Genomic DNA, 15,144 nt, shown 5'->3' with positions numbered 1-15,144 from the left:
CGTTTACGGGAAAAATACGTTGACACCCCTTTAATCTTTACCTACACTTAAGTTGTTTCCTCGATTTCTATTGAAGGGTTTCTTTGACAATACCCTGGAAATCGGTTAAAATAAACAAGTTTGATTGAAGCAATTAAATTTAACATTACAGAATATAGATAAAATAAGGGGAGAGTTATAATGCAACCACAAACGCAGACCAGTTTTCCGCCTGCCTCCAATTCAAGGAACTGGAGAGTTTGGTGGCAGTTGACAAGACCTCACACTCTTACAGCCGCTTTCGTTCCGGTTTTGCTTGGAACGGCATTAGCAATGGAAATGACAGAGGTGCATTTTGGATTATTTTTTGCCATGCTGGCAGCGAGCTTGCTGATCCAGGCTGCTACCAATATGTTTAATGAATATTACGATTATAAAAGAGGACTGGACACGGAAGAATCTGTCGGAATCGGCGGAGCGATCGTCCGTGAAGGGATTAAACCAAAAACTGTATTAAATCTGGCATTCGGTTTATATGGTATCGCCATACTGCTTGGCTTTTATATTTGCATGAGCACTAGCTGGTGGATAGCGGTTATCGGGCTGGCATCCATGGCAGTCGGGTTTTTGTACACAGGCGGTCCTCTGCCAATTGCCTACACACCGTTTGGTGAGTTATTTGCCGGATTCTTCATGGGCATGCTGATCATCCTTATTTCCTTTTATATCCAAACAGGAACGGTAACTTCTACGAGTATCTTAGTATCCTTCCCAATCCTGATTCTTGTCGGTGCCATACTGCTTGCCAACAATATAAGGGATTTGGATGGCGACAAAGAATTCGGCCGCAAAACGCTGGCGATTTTATTAGGAAAAAAAGGCGCTATCAATCTGCTGGCTGGAATGTTTATTGTTTCGTACGGATGGGTTTTTGCCTTAATCGCTATGAACATCATTTCCCCATGGCTTGCCATTGTCGTCATTAGTGCACCTAAAGCCGTTAAAGCAACAAAAGGCTTTATCGGTAAAACACTGCCAATGCAGATGATGCCTGCTATGAAGGCAACGGCACAGACAAATACGATCTTTGGATTTTTATTATCAGTAGGCCTGTTTCTTGGCTACTTCTTATAAATCACTTTAAACCTCTGCTTAAGAAAGCAGGGGTTTTTGTTTGGAAAAAAACAACAGAAAACGCTATCCAGGTTTCGTACTGTCAATAACGGGTATTTTTTACTCAAGGAAGAGGATTCGCCACACTTAATAAACTGAAGACCTTCTTCCATTGTGATTTTGCCAATAACGTCAACACTAACCCCATATGGACTATGGTTTATCTTTTAAATTCGGCAGGGCATAAGCGTTCGGACAGGCTTCAGCTTGGGAAACAGAAGCTAATTAAGCTCAGCCTTTTTTATAAAAACCATTTTGGAAAGACACCGTGAAACCAATCTGAAGGATGTGACATTTATGTTGAGCAATGAACAAATAAGCCGCTTAAAAAAGGAATTAAACGACGAAAAAAAATCATTGGAAGACCAGCTTCAAGCGAATAAAGAAGGAGGTCTGGAAAGTGCAAGCGCGAGAGATACAGTTGGGGAGCTTTCCCTTTATGACAACCATCCTGCTGATATGGGTTCAGAACTTTATGAGCGTGAAAAGGATTTTGCATTAGAAGAGCATCATGATTCTGAATTGAATAAAATAAATACAGCACTAAAGGCAATCGAGGATGGTTCTTACGGCAAATGCAAAAAGTGCGGAACTGAAATCCCTTTCGAGCGCCTTGAGGTGCTTCCTGCAACTCTTTACTGCAAAGAACACAGCCCGGAGCAGACTGTGCCAGGAGACCGCCCTGTGGAAGAAGATGTTCTTGAACCTGCATATGGCAATACATTTCAGCATCATCAATTCAGGGAAGTTGTCGACAACGAGGACAGCTTTCAGGAGGTTGCCCGCTTCGGTACTTCCGAGACACCTTCAGACTTAAGGGGCGATTACGAAGACTATAACTCGCTTTATAATGAAGGACATGATGATGAAGGCTTCACGGAGGATTATGAAACCTTTGTCGGAAATGACATGGAAGGCAAACAAAGAAAAATCTATCCTTCCAAAAAGCAGGAAGAGTACGAAGCAATGCTTGATGAAAATAATATTGAAGCGCCTTATGGAGATGTACCTTATCGTCAGACTGACGGCTATATGGATGATGATAAAGAGTAAAATAAAAGCGATGCCCCAAATGGAGCATCGCTTTTTTATATGTCATTGGCAAAATAAGATTACCTATATATTATAGCTTGGATTCGATATCCTGGATAATCTCATCTATCGTATCAGAAACATCGTTTGTACGGCGGGCAATGGAGATGCTGAATTCCAGCAGTTCTTTATAGTTTTTCACCGGAATGGATTCATTTGTCTTCTCGAATTCATTTAGTTGCAGTCCAATATTCTGAAGATGCAGCAAAACTTCTTCCATAGATCCCTTCTCGATTTGGTACATTTAACAGCTTCCCCCTTAATATCTATTGATTACATTATCAGGGTTTTTAAACCTTTTTTAAAGTGGAAATTATTGTTAATATACTTAGCTGGACTTCATTCAATGGAGTAAAAGAGGCTCCCCTTGGAAATATTATTTTAAGAATAACTTGCTGGGAGGCCTATTTATGTCTGGACAAAATAAAGCCGAATGTTTTTCCGAATATGACAAGCTTGAGCAAGTCGTATTATGCGAACCGCAATATATGACCATTTTAGATACTATTAATGAAACACAAAAGCATTTCAAAAAAGAAGGCATCAATATAGATCGGGCGATGAAGCAGCACAGGCATTTTGTCAGTGCCTTGAAAGAAAATGGAGTGGATGTTGTTTTGCTTCCTCCGCTTGAAAAATACCCGGAACAGGTTTTTACCCGGGATATTGGACTTACTCTTGGCAAAAAGGTATATGTAGCTGAAATGGCTGCTGATATCCGTCAAGGGGAAGAAAACGTCCTAAAGCAATGGCTGGAACAGCAGCAAATCCCTTTTTACAATTTAACGGGAGACCGGATCGAGGGGGGAGATGTCCTCATCGACGGAAAAACAATTTATGTTGGGGTGAGCAACCGGACTTTTGAAGAAGCAATCGAGCATCTGCGAAGCCTCCTTCCGGAATATGAGATCATATCCATTCCTTTTACAGATACTTATCTTCACCTGGATTGTGTATTTAATATTATTTCTCCAGAAGAAGCTCTGATTTTCCCTGGAGAAATCCACGGGGAAAAAGTCAAAATGCTTGAGTCCCGATATGATTTGATAAGAGTATCTGAAGATGAACAGTTTACCCTCGGAACTAACGTCCTCTCCATTGGCAATAAAAAAGTCTTCAGCCTCCCTGTTAATAAAAATGTAAATAAAGAGCTCCGGGCAAGAGGCTTTGAGGTTATGGAAGTGGACATAACTGAAATCATCAAATCCGGTGGAGCCTTCCGCTGCTGTACGATGCCGGTTAGGCGAAGCAGAGGGAAATAATATAATGGTAAAAGGCTCCCTGGGGTGGGGGCCTTTTACCATTATATTATTTTTGAGGTGTGCTTGGAGGTTGCCCTATTTCGCAGTAAACTTGTTTATTAAGCACGTTTTCCACTAGCTCTACAAGAAAATGGGAGTTAATTTTGATGATTAACGACGATTTTCGTGTGTGCTTTCCGGATATGGGAGTTAATTCTGATGATTAACGACGATATTAGGGCTGGGCTTTCTATTTGGGAGTTAATTCTGATGATTAACGACGATTTTCGTGTGTGCTTTCCGGATATGGGAGTTAATTCCGATGATTAACGACGATATTAGGGCTGGGCTTTCTATTTTGGGAGTTAATTCTGATGATTAACGACCATATTTGGCCTTGTACTTTTATTTGGGAGTTAATCTAATTTATTTAAGCATATACTCCGGCCGTTTGGGGATTTTGGTAGTGAATCATAACGATAAACAACAGAACTATACAAAAAACAGCCCTTCCGCCTCCGGAAGGGCTGTTTTCCAACATCTATTTATTCATCATTTCAACACCCGCAGGCTTGATGTTCCAAATCTCCCGCGCATACTCGCTGATCGTGCGATCACTTGAAAAATAACCTGAGCCGCCAATATTCATTAAGCTCATTTTAAGCCAGCGGTCCCTGTCTTCGTATGCTTTTCCCGCCTCTTTTTGAATACTTACGTAGGAAGCAAAGTCTCTTAATACAAAGTACTGATCATTTTCCATCAGCAATGAATCAAAAATAGGCTCGAATTCATCATCCACTTCCGGGAAAAATCCGTTTGTAAGCTGGTCGACTACCTGGCGGATTCGCTTATCATGATGATAATATTCTCTTGAGTTGTATCCGCCATTTTGGTAATAGCTTAAAACTTCATCCGCTGTAAGCCCGAAAATAAAAATATTTTCATCTCCCGCTTTTTCTTTAATTTCAATATTTGCTCCATCAAGTGTCCCGACCGTCAAAGCACCATTCATCATGAACTTCATATTACCTGTGCCGGAAGCTTCCTTGCTTGCTGTTGAAATTTGCTCGCTAATATCTGCAGCAGGGAAAATTTCCTCTGCAAGAGAGACCCGGTAATTTTCTAAAAAGACAACTTTTAGCTGATCCTTTGTCTGCGGATCATGGTTTACCTTTTCAGCAACGGTATTAATCAATTTAATAATCTTCTTCGCATAATAATAGCCCGGTGATGCCTTAGCTCCAAATATAAATGTCCGGGGATGCAGGCGGAAATTGGAGTCTTCCTTCAGCCTGTTATATAAATGCATCACATGCAGGATATTTAAAAGCTGGCGCTTATATGCATGCAGTCGCTTCACCTGAATATCAAAAATGGAGGACGTATCCACAATAATGCCATTCTGCTCCTCAATCCGCTTCGCCAGTCTTTCCTTATTCTTTTGTTTAATCTGGTGCAATTGCTCGAGGAACACTCTATCATTCTTAAAGTCTTCTAATTCACGAAGCTTTTCTGGATTCCCAACCCAGCCGGCCCCAATGCTTTCTGAAATTAGATCTGACAAAAGCGGGTTTGCTTTTAGCAGCCATCTTCTGTGTGTAATCCCATTTGTTTTATTATTGAATTTCTCGGGAAAAATTTCATAAAACTGATTCATTTCCCGCTTTTTTAAGATCTCCGTATGCAAAGCCGCTACACCATTTACGCTTGAGCTGCCAACAAGGGCAAGGTGGGCCATTTTAACCTGATCATGGGCAATAATCGCCATATTCTCAATCCGCTTCCAGTCACCGGGGTACTGTTCCCAAAGCTGGCGGCAGAATCGCTCATTGATTTCATTTACAATCATATAAATGCGCGGCAGCAAAGGCTGGAAAATGCGGATAGGCCACTTTTCAAGAGCCTCTGAAAGAGTCGTATGATTTGTATAAGCAATCGTATTAACGGTGATATTCCAGGCTTCTTCCCAGCCCAATCCTTCTTCGTCAAGCAGGATGCGCATCAGTTCAGGGATGGCGAGGACTGGATGGGTATCATTAATATGAATGCTGACAAACTCGTGAAAATCTTTTAAACTATTATGCTGCTTTCGAAAGGATCGTACAATTGAGCGGATGCTGGCAGACACTAGAAAATACTGCTGTTTTAAACGCAGAATTTTTCCTTCATCATGGGTATCATCCGGATACAAAAACTCGGATACCGATTCGGTTTCGCGCTTATATTTTAAAATATCATGGTTGACAGGAAACGGAGACGGTTCTGCATTCCAAAGCCTAAGTGTATTAATCGTATCTGTCTTATAGCCAACAACAGGCATATCGTATGGAACAGCTGAAATCGTCTCAGCATTTACATGGCGAAATACAAGCCGCCCATTTTCCTCTGTTGTTTCCACCTTGCCCCAAAAAGGAATCTCAATCGCAAGATCCGCTTTTCTTACCTCCCAAACATGGCCATTACGCAGCCATTGCTCCGGAAGCTCCACCTGATAGCCGTCGACAATTTTCTGCTCAAATAAGCCATGCTTATAACGAATTCCGCAGCCATGTCCCGGTAAATTTAACGATGCCAATGAATCCATAAAACAGGCTGCCAAACGCCCAAGCCCGCCGTTGCCGAGTCCGGCATCCGCTTCAATCTCCTCCAAGCGGTTCAGGTCAATCCCTAAATCAGCTAAGCCTTCCTTGACAACCTGTTCGATTCCCAAATTCATTAAATTATGGTGGAGAAGGCGTCCCAGTAAAAACTCAATGGACAGATAATACACCTGCTTTTCCCGGTCGATGCGGTAACGTTCATTCGTGTTAATCCACTCTGTACTGACATGCTCTCTAATCATATTGCCGAGAGTAAAATAATGGTCTCTCTCTGTGCTTTCCCCAAAACTTTTTCCGCAGGTCATCTCCAGCTTTTTCAGGAATTCCTCTTTAAATTCGTCCCGATCAGAAAACATGGCTTTCACTCCTTGAGACAAGGCCTGCATAAAGCTGATTATATTTGAATGCAGATTGCGCCCAGCTGTTATCCATTCCCATGGCATTTTTCATAATTTGCTCCCACACCTGGCTGTCACCGTAAAATCCAACTGCTCTTCGAATGGTGTACAGCATATCATGGGCATTAAAGTTGCTGAAGGAAAAGCCGTTTCCTTTACCTGTATTTTCGTTATAGGACTGTACGGTATCATTTAAGCCGCCTGTTTCCCTGACAATCGGTATCGATCCGTATTCCATGGCAATCATCTGCCCCAATCCGCAAGGCTCAAATTGCGAAGGCATTAAAAATAAATCGGATCCTGCATAAATTTTATGTGCAAGCCCCTCATCAAATCCGATATACGCTTTGCACTTATTAGGATAACTGGCTTCCATTTCCATAAAAAACTGCTCAAACTCAGGATCTCCTGTTCCCAGAACCAAAACTTGAACATCCTCCAGCATAAGGTCGTTGAATACACATTTAACTAGATCGAGGCCCTTTTGCTTTGTCAGCCTTGTAACCATGGCAATCAGAGGGATATCTTCTTTCACAGGCAGGCAGAATTTTTCCTGGAGATGCTTTTTATTTGCTTTCTTATCCTTCAATTTCTCAGGGGAATATTTTTTATAAATAAATGAATCCTTTCCTGGATGATAAAATTCATCATCAATGCCATTTAAAATTCCTTCAAGATCGGAGGCTCTCCGCTTAAGCAAATCATGCAGCTTTTCTCCGTAATACTCTGTTTGAATTTCATCCTTATAAGTTGGGCTGACTGTTGTGATTTTATCAGCTGCAACGATCCCGCCCTTCATAAAATTAATATTGCCGAAGAACTCAAGCTTGTCGGGGTGAAAGTGGCTATAGTCCAACCCTAATAAATCCCCTAAAGCCCCCCGCGGCATAATTCCTTGAAACTGCAGGTTATGGATGGTAAACACTGTCCGGATGAATTCATAGCCCTTTTTCGCACGGTATTCAACACGCAGCAGAAAAGGAACCATTCCAGTATGCCAGTCATGGCTGTGAATGACGTCCGGATAGAAATCCATATGATGAAGGGCATCGAGAATAGCCCGGTTAAAATAAGCAAATCTCTCCCCATCATCAAAGTAGCCATATAATTTTTCACGGTTAAAATAGTACTCATTGTCCACAAAATAAAATGTAATTCCCTGATATTCCAGCTCTTCAATACCGCAATATTGGTTTCTCCATCCCACTTGTACTGTAAACTCGCATTTTCTCGACATTTTCTTTTTAAAATCATTTGAAATGGAACCATATTTGGGGAGGATCACCCGGACATCGGTGCCTTGCTTAGCCAGCTCCTTTGGGAGGGAACCAGCTACATCTGCAAGTCCGCCGGATTTAACAAATGGAACACATTCAGAAACAGCAAACAATACTTTCACGAGTTCATCAGCGCTCCTTGTATGGTACCTTTCCGGATAACTAGAGGCATATTATGTGTACCCTCAATCTTGGTACCGGATTCTACCTTAACATCTTTATCTAAAATAACTGAGTCTAAAACACAGTTTTCACCGATTTGGGATTTTTGCATAATAATGCAATTTTTCACGACCGAACCCCTGCCAATTTTGACACCTCTGGAAATGATGCTATTTTCGACCACACCTTCAATCATGCATCCATTGGCGATCATGGAATTATGGGCACTGGCCCCTTTTATATAACGGGTTGGCGGTTCATCCTTTACTTTCGTATAAACCGGCTGGCTGCGCTTAAAGATCGTTTTCCAGGCTTGAGGTTCCAATAGGCTAATACTTGCAGCAAAATAAGCATCGATTGAATCAATCATAACGGCCAAGCCGGTATATTCATAATTGCATATCGTGTAGGAATGGTGGATATCTGTAACCACATCGCTCATGCAAGTGTACCCAGTTTCATTTCTCGTTTCTATTAAATTGATAAGCAATGAAGTTTTAACCAGATACATTTCAAGCGAGCGTCCATCCTGGCGTACGACTGTAATGTCGCACCCTGTATTTATATGCCTTTCCAGAACCGGCCTAAAGTCCATATTAAAAACGGTAAAGCAATTCGATATTAGCGCATACTCTTGCTTGCTGCGATAAAAATAATCCAAGTTGGCTCCAAAATGATTAAATGAACCAATTCCTTTGCTCGGACTATCCAGCAAAGGGGAAGGAAAAAAGAATAGGCCATCCCTTTTTCTGTTTAAGTCCCAATTCTTCCCTGAACCTAGATGGTCCATTAAGGATCGGTATTGATACTTCGGAAATATGGCAACACTTTCTATGTCCGAATTCACCATATTGGATAGGACAAAATCGATTAGCCTGTAACGGCCGGCAAAGGGAACAGCTGCAAGCGACCTGTGCACTGTCAATTCCTCTAAATCTTCATGGTAGGTTGTTGCGTCTATCACACCAAGCATTCTATTCTTCATGAAATTCCCTCCCGAAAAGTTGGTCAAAAAGCCGTTTCCGGCATCCAGGCATATATCTATTATTTAAGAACAAATTCCCTGTATCATTTCCTGTGTAATTAAGATAATTTCATCTGTTTCTTCCGATGAACTGATCACAAACCCGTCAGGTATCTTCATTCCGCTTGGCACAATCGCCTTTTCAATGTATACATTCTCCCCAATTATTGCATCAGGCATAATTACCGATTCCCGGATGACAGATCCTTTTCCAACCAGGACTCCCTGGAACAAAACTGATTTTTCAACTTCCCCTTCAATGGTACAGCCTTCGTTAATCAATGATTCAGCTACCTCAGCTTCAGGTGAAATATATTGTGGCGGATGATTTGGGTTAACAGAATAAATTCGCCAGTCATGATCAAATAGATTCAGCTCGCATTCATCATCCAGCAAATCCATATTTGCTTCCCACAGGCTTTTGACTGTTCCGACATCCTTCCAGTATCCATTGAATGGGTAAGCGAACAGTTTTTTATTTTCGTCAAGCATAAGAGGAATAATATCCTTGCCAAAGTCATGGCTTGATTCAGGATTCCGGTCGTCCATTTCCAAATATTCCTTTAAAACAGGCCAATTAAAGATATATATTCCCATCGATGCCAGATTATTTTTAGGAAAAGCTGGTTTCTCATCAAATTCAGCAACCCTCATATCTTCACTCGTGTTCATGATGCCGAACCTGCTCGCCTCCGGCCAAGGTACTTCTATGACCGAAATCGTTGCATCTGCGCCTTTTTCAACATGGTATTCCAGCATCAGCTCATAATTCATTTTATAAATATGGTCACCTGATAAAATCAGGACATATTCAGGATCATATTGCTTTAGATAATTGAGATTCTGGTAAATGGCACTTGCTGTTCCTGTATACCACTTGACTTCCGAGGATTCGCTGTAAGGCGGCAGCACAGTCACTCCGCCATTTTTTCTGTCCAGATCCCATGCACTTCCAATGCCAATATAAGAATTTAGCACAAGCGGCTGATATTGGGTTAGAACACCTACTGTATCAATTCCGGAATTGGTGCAGTTGCTTAATGTAAAATCAATAATCCGATATTTCCCTCCAAACGGAACAGCCGGCTTCGCAAGACTCTTCGTCAGCGAACTAAGTCTGCTCCCTTTCCCTCCTGCTAACAGCATGGCTACGCACTTTTTCTTTCCCATTTCCCTTTCTCTCCTTCCGATGTTTTACTGGGCGCAAAATTGAAATGCCAAATGGCGCAATAGACATTTTCAAGCTGAATGGTTTTCCATGAAACTCTTTTTCCTCAGACTTAAGCACTTTTTTATTAATACAATTGGAACCACCAAAGCTTTCATAATCACTATTAAAGATCTCCCGGTATGATCCTAGATTTGGAACGCCAATACGGTAATCGTGATATAAAGCAGGTGTAAAATTACAGACAATGACCAGGAAATCATCTTCTTTTGCCCCTTTTCTGATAAAAGAAAAGATGGACTGGCTTGCATTATTAACATCAATCCATTCAAAACCATCATGCAGATGATCCAGCTCATATAGCGGCTTGGAACGTTTATAAACCTTTATCAGTTCTTTCAAATAGTCATTTGCTTTTTTATGCATCTCATAATCGAGCAAGTGCCAATCAAGCTGTTCTTTATCCTTCCATTCAGAAAACTGTCCAAGTTCGCTTCCCATAAAAAGAAGCTTTTTTCCAGGGTGTGCAATCATATAACCGAGAAGCAGCCTAAACTGGGCAAATTTCTGCCAGTAATCGCCCGGCATCTTATCAAGCAATGATTTTTTCCCATGGACAACTTCATCATGGGAAAACGGAAGCACAAAGTTCTCAGTAAAAGCGTACAAAAGGGAAAATGTCATTTTCCCATGAACTGCGGTGCGCTTATCAGGCGCTGTTTCCATATATGTAAGAACGTCATTCATCCAGCCCATATTCCACTTATAATGAAAGCCTAGTCCGCCATAATGGACTGGGGAAGTCACCTGAGGCCAATCCGTTGAATCTTCAGCCATCATCAAAAACGAGGGATCATATTGAGAAACAACTTTATTTAAGTTTTGCAGAAAACGAACTCCAAATGGATTTTCCTTTTCTCCATTCCGGTTTGGCCAATAAATGATATTAGCAACCGCATCAACCCGGAAGCCGTCAATATGGTAGTTTTCCATCCAAAAAACAGCATTGGATAAGAGAAAGCTTTGCACTTCATTTTTGCCTAGATCAAAATTGGCTGTTCCCCAAACACGATTCTCTCTGTCGCCTTCAGTTTCATATTCATATAAATACGTTCCATCAAACTGATAAAGGCCATGAGCATCCTTGCAAAAATGCCCTGGAACCCAGTCAAGAATCACGCCAATACCATACTGGTGGCACTGATCAACAAAATACATGAATTCATGCGGGGTTCCATATCTGCTTGTTGCCGAATAATAGCCCGTTCCCTGATAGCCCCAGGACGCGTCGAGCGGGTGCTCAATGACTGGAAGCAGCTCAATATGGGTAAAGCCTTGCTCTACCGCATAAGGGATCAGCTCATCTGCAAGCTCCTTATAAGAAAGCAGGCTGCCATCTTCTTTCTTTTTCCACGACCCCAAATGAACCTCATAAATAACAGCAGGCTCTGAAAAAATCTGCTTCTTCTCCTTTTTCTGCATCCATTTGCTATCATTCCATTGATAGCCTTCTAATGAATACACAATAGAAGCCGTATTGGGCCTGAGCTCCGAAAAGAAGCTGTAAGGGTCTGCCTTTAATAAAACCGTTCCTTCCTTTGTTTTAATTTCATACTTATACAAGGCACCTTTCATGTCTTCATCCAGCTGAATAAACCAAACACCCTCATTATTCACTTTATGTAAGGTATAGCCTTCTCCATTCCAATCATTAAAATCACCGACTAGTCTGACAATTTCAGCATTCGGTGCCCATACACAAAAACGGGTAAAAACTCTTCCATCTTCCACAACTACATGCGCCCCAAATAACTGATGGCTTTCATACAATGTTCCTTCATGGAACAAATGCAGCTGATAATCGGTTGGAAACAAAGTATCCACTAACATCCTTCTCCCCACCCAGTCTTCAATTTCTAACGACTTTCCTGTTATATTCGCGCAAGATGGAAAAAATCCTTGTAAAAGTTTTTTTAATTTTATGACAGTAAGATTCAAAAACCGACAAAAACCGGAGCGACTTCCCCCTATTCACCAGCCTTCGACATAATCTGGGGCAAACTAAGACAAAATAAAACAAAATAGGCAAGCAGAAAAAGAAAGGAGAATAATATTTTGAGTAATAAAGAAGAGGAATTTTTATTAAACGAGGCCAACAAAGATCAAGTGAAAATTCCAATATTTGAAGCACCCGATGGGAAAATCATGGCCACAGGCGATATGTTCAGAGGACCGTACACAGGGATTTCTTCCGAAATAGATCTGAATAATCCAGGGAATAAGCTGAGCGAGAAAGAAGAGAAGTTTGATTAGAAGGTAAAGTACTCTAAAAAGAAAGGCACTGTTAACCTTGCCTGCTGATCTCCGCTCCAGGCACTCAGAGAACAGCGGGCGGGTCCGGGAGCTTCAAGCAATAAGCCTGCGGGGTCTCCCTTTGATCCGCACTCCGGCAGGACATTTGAATAAGCATCAGTGCATTACCACCTCACGAAGGAAATGTGAGAGCATTTCCGAGGAGCCGCACATTCAGATCCACTCAGCAGGGTGCTTAAATCTATGTGGAGCTATAACACAGCCAAAAGAAAAAGGACAAACAAAAAAGCTGCCAACATCATGTTGACAGCTTTTTTGTATGACCCCTACGGGATTCGAACCCGTGTTACCGCCGTGAAAGGGCGGTGTCTTAACCGCTTGACCAAGGGGCCAATATATGGCGGAGAAGGAGGGATTTGAACCCTCGCGCCGGTTGCCCGACCTACACCCTTAGCAGGGGCGCCTCTTCAGCCACTTGAGTACTTCCCCATATATGGCTCCGCAGGTAGGATTCGAACCTACGACCGTTCGGTTAACAGCCGAATGCTCTACCACTGAGCTACTGCGGAACAATCAAAATGGTGGGCCTAAATGGACTCGAACCATCGACCTCACGCTTATCAGGCGTGCGCTCTAACCAGCTGAGCTATAGGCCCATTTTGGAGCGGGTGAAGGGAATCGAACCCTCATCATCAGCTTGGAAGGCTGAGGTTTTACCACTAAACTACACCCGCGTTAGGTTGTATAAATGGTGGCTCAGGACGGAATCGAACCGCCGACACAAGGATTTTCAGTCCTTTGCTCTACCGACTGAGCTACTGAGCCAAACTAAGAAAAATGGCGGTCCGGACGGGACTCGAACCCGCGACCTCCTGCGTGACAGGCAGGCATTCTAACCAACTGAACTACCGGACCAGATTGCGGGGGCAGGATTTGAACCTGCGACCTTCGGGTTATGAGCCCGACGAGCTACCGGACTGCTCCACCCCGCGATAGTATTATTTATGTGATTTTTCTATGCTCACATACAGCATAAGGACTGTCCCGATCTCAGTATGCTTAATCAAGTAGCAGCTCGATCGGTACAACTCGCAGTTTATTCAGTGAAGTAACGCTTCGTTGCTCCACCCCGCGATAGTAATATTAAAAAATGGAGGAGGAAAGGGGATTCGAACCCCTGCGCGGTTTGACCCGCCTGTCGGTTTTCAAGACCGATCCCTTCAGCCGGACTTGGGTATTCCTCCGAAATAATAAGAACATAAATCATGTTGGTAGCGGCGGAGGGGATCGAACCCCCGACCTCACGGGTATGAACCGTACGCTCTAGCCAGCTGAGCTACACCGCCAAAATGATTAAATATTCATGGTGGAGCCTAGCGGGATCGAACCGCTGACCTCCTGCGTGCAAAGCAGGCGCTCTCCCAGCTGAGCTAAGGCCCCCTGTTATAAAAGAAGTGTCGCTGGTCGGGAAGACAGGATTCGAACCTGCGACCCCTTGGTCCCAAACCAAGTGCTCTACCAAGCTGAGCTACTCCCCGTTTATATGGCGCGCCCGAGAGGAGTCGAACCCCTAACCTTTTGATCCGTAGTCAAACGCTCTATCCAATTGAGCTACGGGCGCATTATTAAAATTCAACTGGTGCCGAGGACCGGAATCGAACCGGTACGGTAGTCACCTACCGCAGGATTTTAAGTCCTGTGCGTCTGCCAGTTCCGCCACCCCGGCAATTAAATGGAGCGGAAGACGGGATTCGAACCCGCGACCCCCACCTTGGCAAGGTGATGTTCTACCACTGAACTACTTCCGCTTAAAAATGGTGCGGGTGAAGGGAGTCGAACCCCCACGCCTTGCGGCGCCAGATCCTAAGTCTGGTGCGTCTGCCAATTCCGCCACACCCGCATATTTAAATGGTGAGCCATGAAGGACTCGAACCTTCGACCCTCTGATTAAAAGTCAGATGCTCTACCGACTGAGCTAATGGCTCATAATTTTATGAGTCTTCTTAAATCCTTATTAAGTGATTTAAGATGAAGATGGTGCCGGCGAGAGGACTTGAACCCCCAACCTACTGATTACAAGTCAGTTGCTCTACCAATTGAGCTACACCGGCAGCTTGTACATTTAAATTTAATGGTGGAGGATGACGGGATCGAACCGCCGACCCTCTGCTTGTAAGGCAGATGCTCTCCCAGCTGAGCTAATCCTCCATTATTAAAGCCCGGCAGCGTCCTACTCTCACAGGGGGACAGCCCCCAACTACCATCGGCGCTGAGAAGCTTAACTTCCGTGTTCGGTATGGGAACGGGTGTGACCTTCTCGCTATCGCAACCAGACTATTTTTCAAAGACAAGTTTTATTATACCGTCTTTTTAGAATTTTTCAAGAGGAAATTTAATATTTTTCATTCCCTCAAAACTAGATAATGCATGAAGAAGTGTTGCCGAGTATTCACCAATGCGTTGTCCAGCTCCGGCGGCTAGCCCCTCGAGGTCATAAGCCAATCACTTCCTGAAGGAAATTCACCTTCCTGCAGCGCTTGTCTTATGCTTGTCGGGGCTGATCAAGCCGCCTCCGCTTTTCGTTTTGGTTAAGTCCTCGATCGATTAGTATCAGTCAGCTCCACATGTCGCCACGCTTCCACCTCTGACCTATCAACCTGATCATCTTTCAGGGATCTTACTAGCTTGACGCTATGGGAAATCTCATCTCGAGGGGG

10 protein-coding genes, 19 tRNA genes and 2 rRNA genes are annotated in these 15,144 nt (G+C 43.1%); 4 read left to right on the top strand and 27 right to left on the bottom strand.

The window, feature by feature from the left end:
- The first annotated feature begins 180 nt into the window (after positions 1–180).
- Both IQ19_RS26050 and IQ19_RS26045 read left to right on the top strand, forming a co-directional pair.
- On the top strand, positions 181–1,113 hold the full coding sequence (locus tag IQ19_RS26050) for a 1,4-dihydroxy-2-naphthoate polyprenyltransferase (protein WP_144546465.1): 933 nt from the start codon (positions 181–183) through the stop codon (positions 1,111–1,113).
- Positions 1,114–1,449: 336 nt separating this feature from the next.
- Positions 1,450–2,205 carry a TraR/DksA C4-type zinc finger protein gene (locus tag IQ19_RS26045; RefSeq protein WP_144546463.1) on the top strand — a complete coding sequence of 252 codons (756 nt, stop codon included), beginning with the start codon at positions 1,450–1,452 and terminating at the stop codon, positions 2,203–2,205.
- 70 nt (positions 2,206–2,275) lie between these two features.
- On the opposite strand, the gene IQ19_RS26040 is transcribed toward IQ19_RS26045, so the two are convergent.
- Complete coding sequence (locus IQ19_RS26040) at positions 2,276–2,488, bottom strand: hypothetical protein (protein WP_110066403.1); 213 nt, start codon at positions 2,486–2,488, stop codon at positions 2,276–2,278.
- A 166-nt stretch (positions 2,489–2,654) separates the two neighbouring features.
- Between IQ19_RS26040 and IQ19_RS26035 the strand changes: the two genes are divergently transcribed.
- Positions 2,655–3,506: a dimethylarginine dimethylaminohydrolase family protein gene (locus IQ19_RS26035; protein ID WP_144546461.1), complete on the top strand. Its 852-nt coding sequence runs from the start codon at positions 2,655–2,657 to the stop codon at positions 3,504–3,506.
- A 520-nt stretch (positions 3,507–4,026) separates the two neighbouring features.
- Here IQ19_RS26035 and IQ19_RS26030 read toward each other — a convergent pair.
- The 5 genes from IQ19_RS26030 to glgB form a co-directional block, all read right to left on the bottom strand.
- Positions 4,027–6,441, bottom strand: a complete 2,415-nt coding sequence (locus IQ19_RS26030) for a glycogen/starch/alpha-glucan phosphorylase (protein ID WP_144546449.1) — start codon at positions 6,439–6,441, stop codon at positions 4,027–4,029.
- Complete coding sequence (gene glgA, locus IQ19_RS26025; RefSeq protein ID WP_144546447.1) at positions 6,431–7,882, bottom strand: glycogen synthase GlgA; 1,452 nt, start codon at positions 7,880–7,882, stop codon at positions 6,431–6,433. Before glgA ends, IQ19_RS26030 begins: the two co-directional genes overlap by 11 nt.
- Positions 7,879–8,907 carry a GlgC family sugar phosphate nucleotidyltransferase gene (locus IQ19_RS26020; protein WP_144546445.1) on the bottom strand — a complete coding sequence of 343 codons (1,029 nt, stop codon included), beginning with the start codon at positions 8,905–8,907 and terminating at the stop codon, positions 7,879–7,881. The genes glgA and IQ19_RS26020 overlap by 4 nt, the downstream gene beginning before the upstream one ends.
- Positions 8,908–8,970: 63 nt before the next feature.
- Complete coding sequence (locus tag IQ19_RS26015; protein WP_144546443.1) at positions 8,971–10,116, bottom strand: glucose-1-phosphate adenylyltransferase; 1,146 nt, start codon at positions 10,114–10,116, stop codon at positions 8,971–8,973.
- Positions 10,058–12,004: a 1,4-alpha-glucan branching enzyme gene (gene glgB / locus IQ19_RS26010; RefSeq protein WP_144546441.1), complete on the bottom strand. Its 1,947-nt coding sequence runs from the start codon at positions 12,002–12,004 to the stop codon at positions 10,058–10,060. Before glgB ends, IQ19_RS26015 begins: the two co-directional genes overlap by 59 nt.
- A 225-nt stretch (positions 12,005–12,229) precedes the next feature.
- Here glgB and IQ19_RS26005 point away from each other — a divergent pair, with 225 nt between their 5' ends.
- A complete protein-coding gene (locus tag IQ19_RS26005; RefSeq protein WP_144546439.1) occupies positions 12,230–12,427 on the top strand; it encodes a hypothetical protein in 198 nt (65 codons plus the stop codon).
- A 320-nt stretch (positions 12,428–12,747) separates the two neighbouring features.
- Here IQ19_RS26005 and IQ19_RS26000 read toward each other — a convergent pair.
- The 21 genes from IQ19_RS26000 to IQ19_RS25900 form a co-directional block, all read right to left on the bottom strand.
- Positions 12,748–12,819, bottom strand: a tRNA-Glu gene (locus IQ19_RS26000).
- Between the two features lie 6 nt (positions 12,820–12,825).
- Positions 12,826–12,916 (bottom strand) — tRNA-Ser (locus IQ19_RS25995).
- 5 nt (positions 12,917–12,921) lie between these two features.
- Positions 12,922–12,996: transfer RNA gene (locus IQ19_RS25990), tRNA-Asn, on the bottom strand.
- 10 nt (positions 12,997–13,006) lie between these two features.
- Positions 13,007–13,083: transfer RNA gene (locus IQ19_RS25985), tRNA-Ile, on the bottom strand.
- A gap of 4 nt (positions 13,084–13,087) precedes the next feature.
- A tRNA-Gly gene (locus IQ19_RS25980) sits at positions 13,088–13,161 on the bottom strand.
- Positions 13,162–13,176: 15 nt separating this feature from the next.
- Positions 13,177–13,252: transfer RNA gene (locus IQ19_RS25975), tRNA-Phe, on the bottom strand.
- Between the two features lie 13 nt (positions 13,253–13,265).
- Positions 13,266–13,342: transfer RNA gene (locus IQ19_RS25970), tRNA-Asp, on the bottom strand.
- A 3-nt stretch (positions 13,343–13,345) separates the two neighbouring features.
- Positions 13,346–13,419: transfer RNA gene (locus IQ19_RS25965), tRNA-Met, on the bottom strand.
- Positions 13,420–13,578: 159 nt separating this feature from the next.
- Positions 13,579–13,671: transfer RNA gene (locus IQ19_RS25960), tRNA-Ser, on the bottom strand.
- Between the two features lie 25 nt (positions 13,672–13,696).
- Positions 13,697–13,773, bottom strand: a tRNA-Met gene (locus IQ19_RS25955).
- Between the two features lie 18 nt (positions 13,774–13,791).
- A tRNA-Ala gene (locus IQ19_RS25950) sits at positions 13,792–13,867 on the bottom strand.
- 21 nt (positions 13,868–13,888) lie between these two features.
- Positions 13,889–13,965, bottom strand: a tRNA-Pro gene (locus IQ19_RS25945).
- Between the two features lie 6 nt (positions 13,966–13,971).
- Positions 13,972–14,048, bottom strand: a tRNA-Arg gene (locus IQ19_RS25940).
- A 16-nt stretch (positions 14,049–14,064) separates the two neighbouring features.
- Positions 14,065–14,153: transfer RNA gene (locus IQ19_RS25935), tRNA-Leu, on the bottom strand.
- Positions 14,154–14,160: 7 nt separating this feature from the next.
- A tRNA-Gly gene (locus IQ19_RS25930) sits at positions 14,161–14,235 on the bottom strand.
- A gap of 7 nt (positions 14,236–14,242) precedes the next feature.
- A tRNA-Leu gene (locus IQ19_RS25925) sits at positions 14,243–14,327 on the bottom strand.
- 9 nt (positions 14,328–14,336) lie between these two features.
- Positions 14,337–14,412, bottom strand: a tRNA-Lys gene (locus IQ19_RS25920).
- Between the two features lie 50 nt (positions 14,413–14,462).
- A tRNA-Thr gene (locus IQ19_RS25915) sits at positions 14,463–14,538 on the bottom strand.
- A 21-nt stretch (positions 14,539–14,559) separates the two neighbouring features.
- Positions 14,560–14,635: transfer RNA gene (locus tag IQ19_RS25910), tRNA-Val, on the bottom strand.
- Positions 14,636–14,644: 9 nt separating this feature from the next.
- Positions 14,645–14,761, bottom strand: a 5S ribosomal RNA gene (rrf, locus tag IQ19_RS25905).
- Between the two features lie 250 nt (positions 14,762–15,011).
- Positions 15,012–15,144, bottom strand: a 23S ribosomal RNA gene (locus IQ19_RS25900); the annotation flags it as partial.

It is taken from the genome of Cytobacillus oceanisediminis, assembly GCF_007830235.1.
GTDB classification, from domain to species: Bacteria; Bacillota; Bacilli; order Bacillales; family Cytobacillaceae; genus Cytobacillus; species Cytobacillus oceanisediminis.
This window is presented reverse-complemented; position numbering and strand designations above follow the sequence as displayed.

What these genes read in the sequence shown, in the direction of transcription:
- IQ19_RS26020 (WP_144546445.1), bottom strand. Translation starts at nt 8,907, where the DNA reads ATGAAGAATAGAATGCTTGGTGTGATAGACGCAACAACCTACCATGAA.
- IQ19_RS26040 (WP_110066403.1), bottom strand. Translation starts at nt 2,488, where the DNA reads ATGTACCAAATCGAGAAGGGATCTATGGAAGAAGTTTTGCTGCATCTT.
- glgB (WP_144546441.1), bottom strand. Translation starts at nt 12,004, where the DNA reads ATGTTAGTGGATACTTTGTTTCCAACCGATTATCAGCTGCATTTGTTC.
- IQ19_RS26035 (WP_144546461.1), top strand. Translation starts at nt 2,655, where the DNA reads ATGTCTGGACAAAATAAAGCCGAATGTTTTTCCGAATATGACAAGCTT.
- IQ19_RS26050 (WP_144546465.1), top strand. Translation starts at nt 181, where the DNA reads ATGCAACCACAAACGCAGACCAGTTTTCCGCCTGCCTCCAATTCAAGG.
- IQ19_RS26015 (WP_144546443.1), bottom strand. Translation starts at nt 10,116, where the DNA reads ATGGGAAAGAAAAAGTGCGTAGCCATGCTGTTAGCAGGAGGGAAAGGG.
- IQ19_RS26030 (WP_144546449.1), bottom strand. Translation starts at nt 6,441, where the DNA reads ATGTTTTCTGATCGGGACGAATTTAAAGAGGAATTCCTGAAAAAGCTG.
- IQ19_RS26045 (WP_144546463.1), top strand. Translation starts at nt 1,450, where the DNA reads ATGTTGAGCAATGAACAAATAAGCCGCTTAAAAAAGGAATTAAACGAC.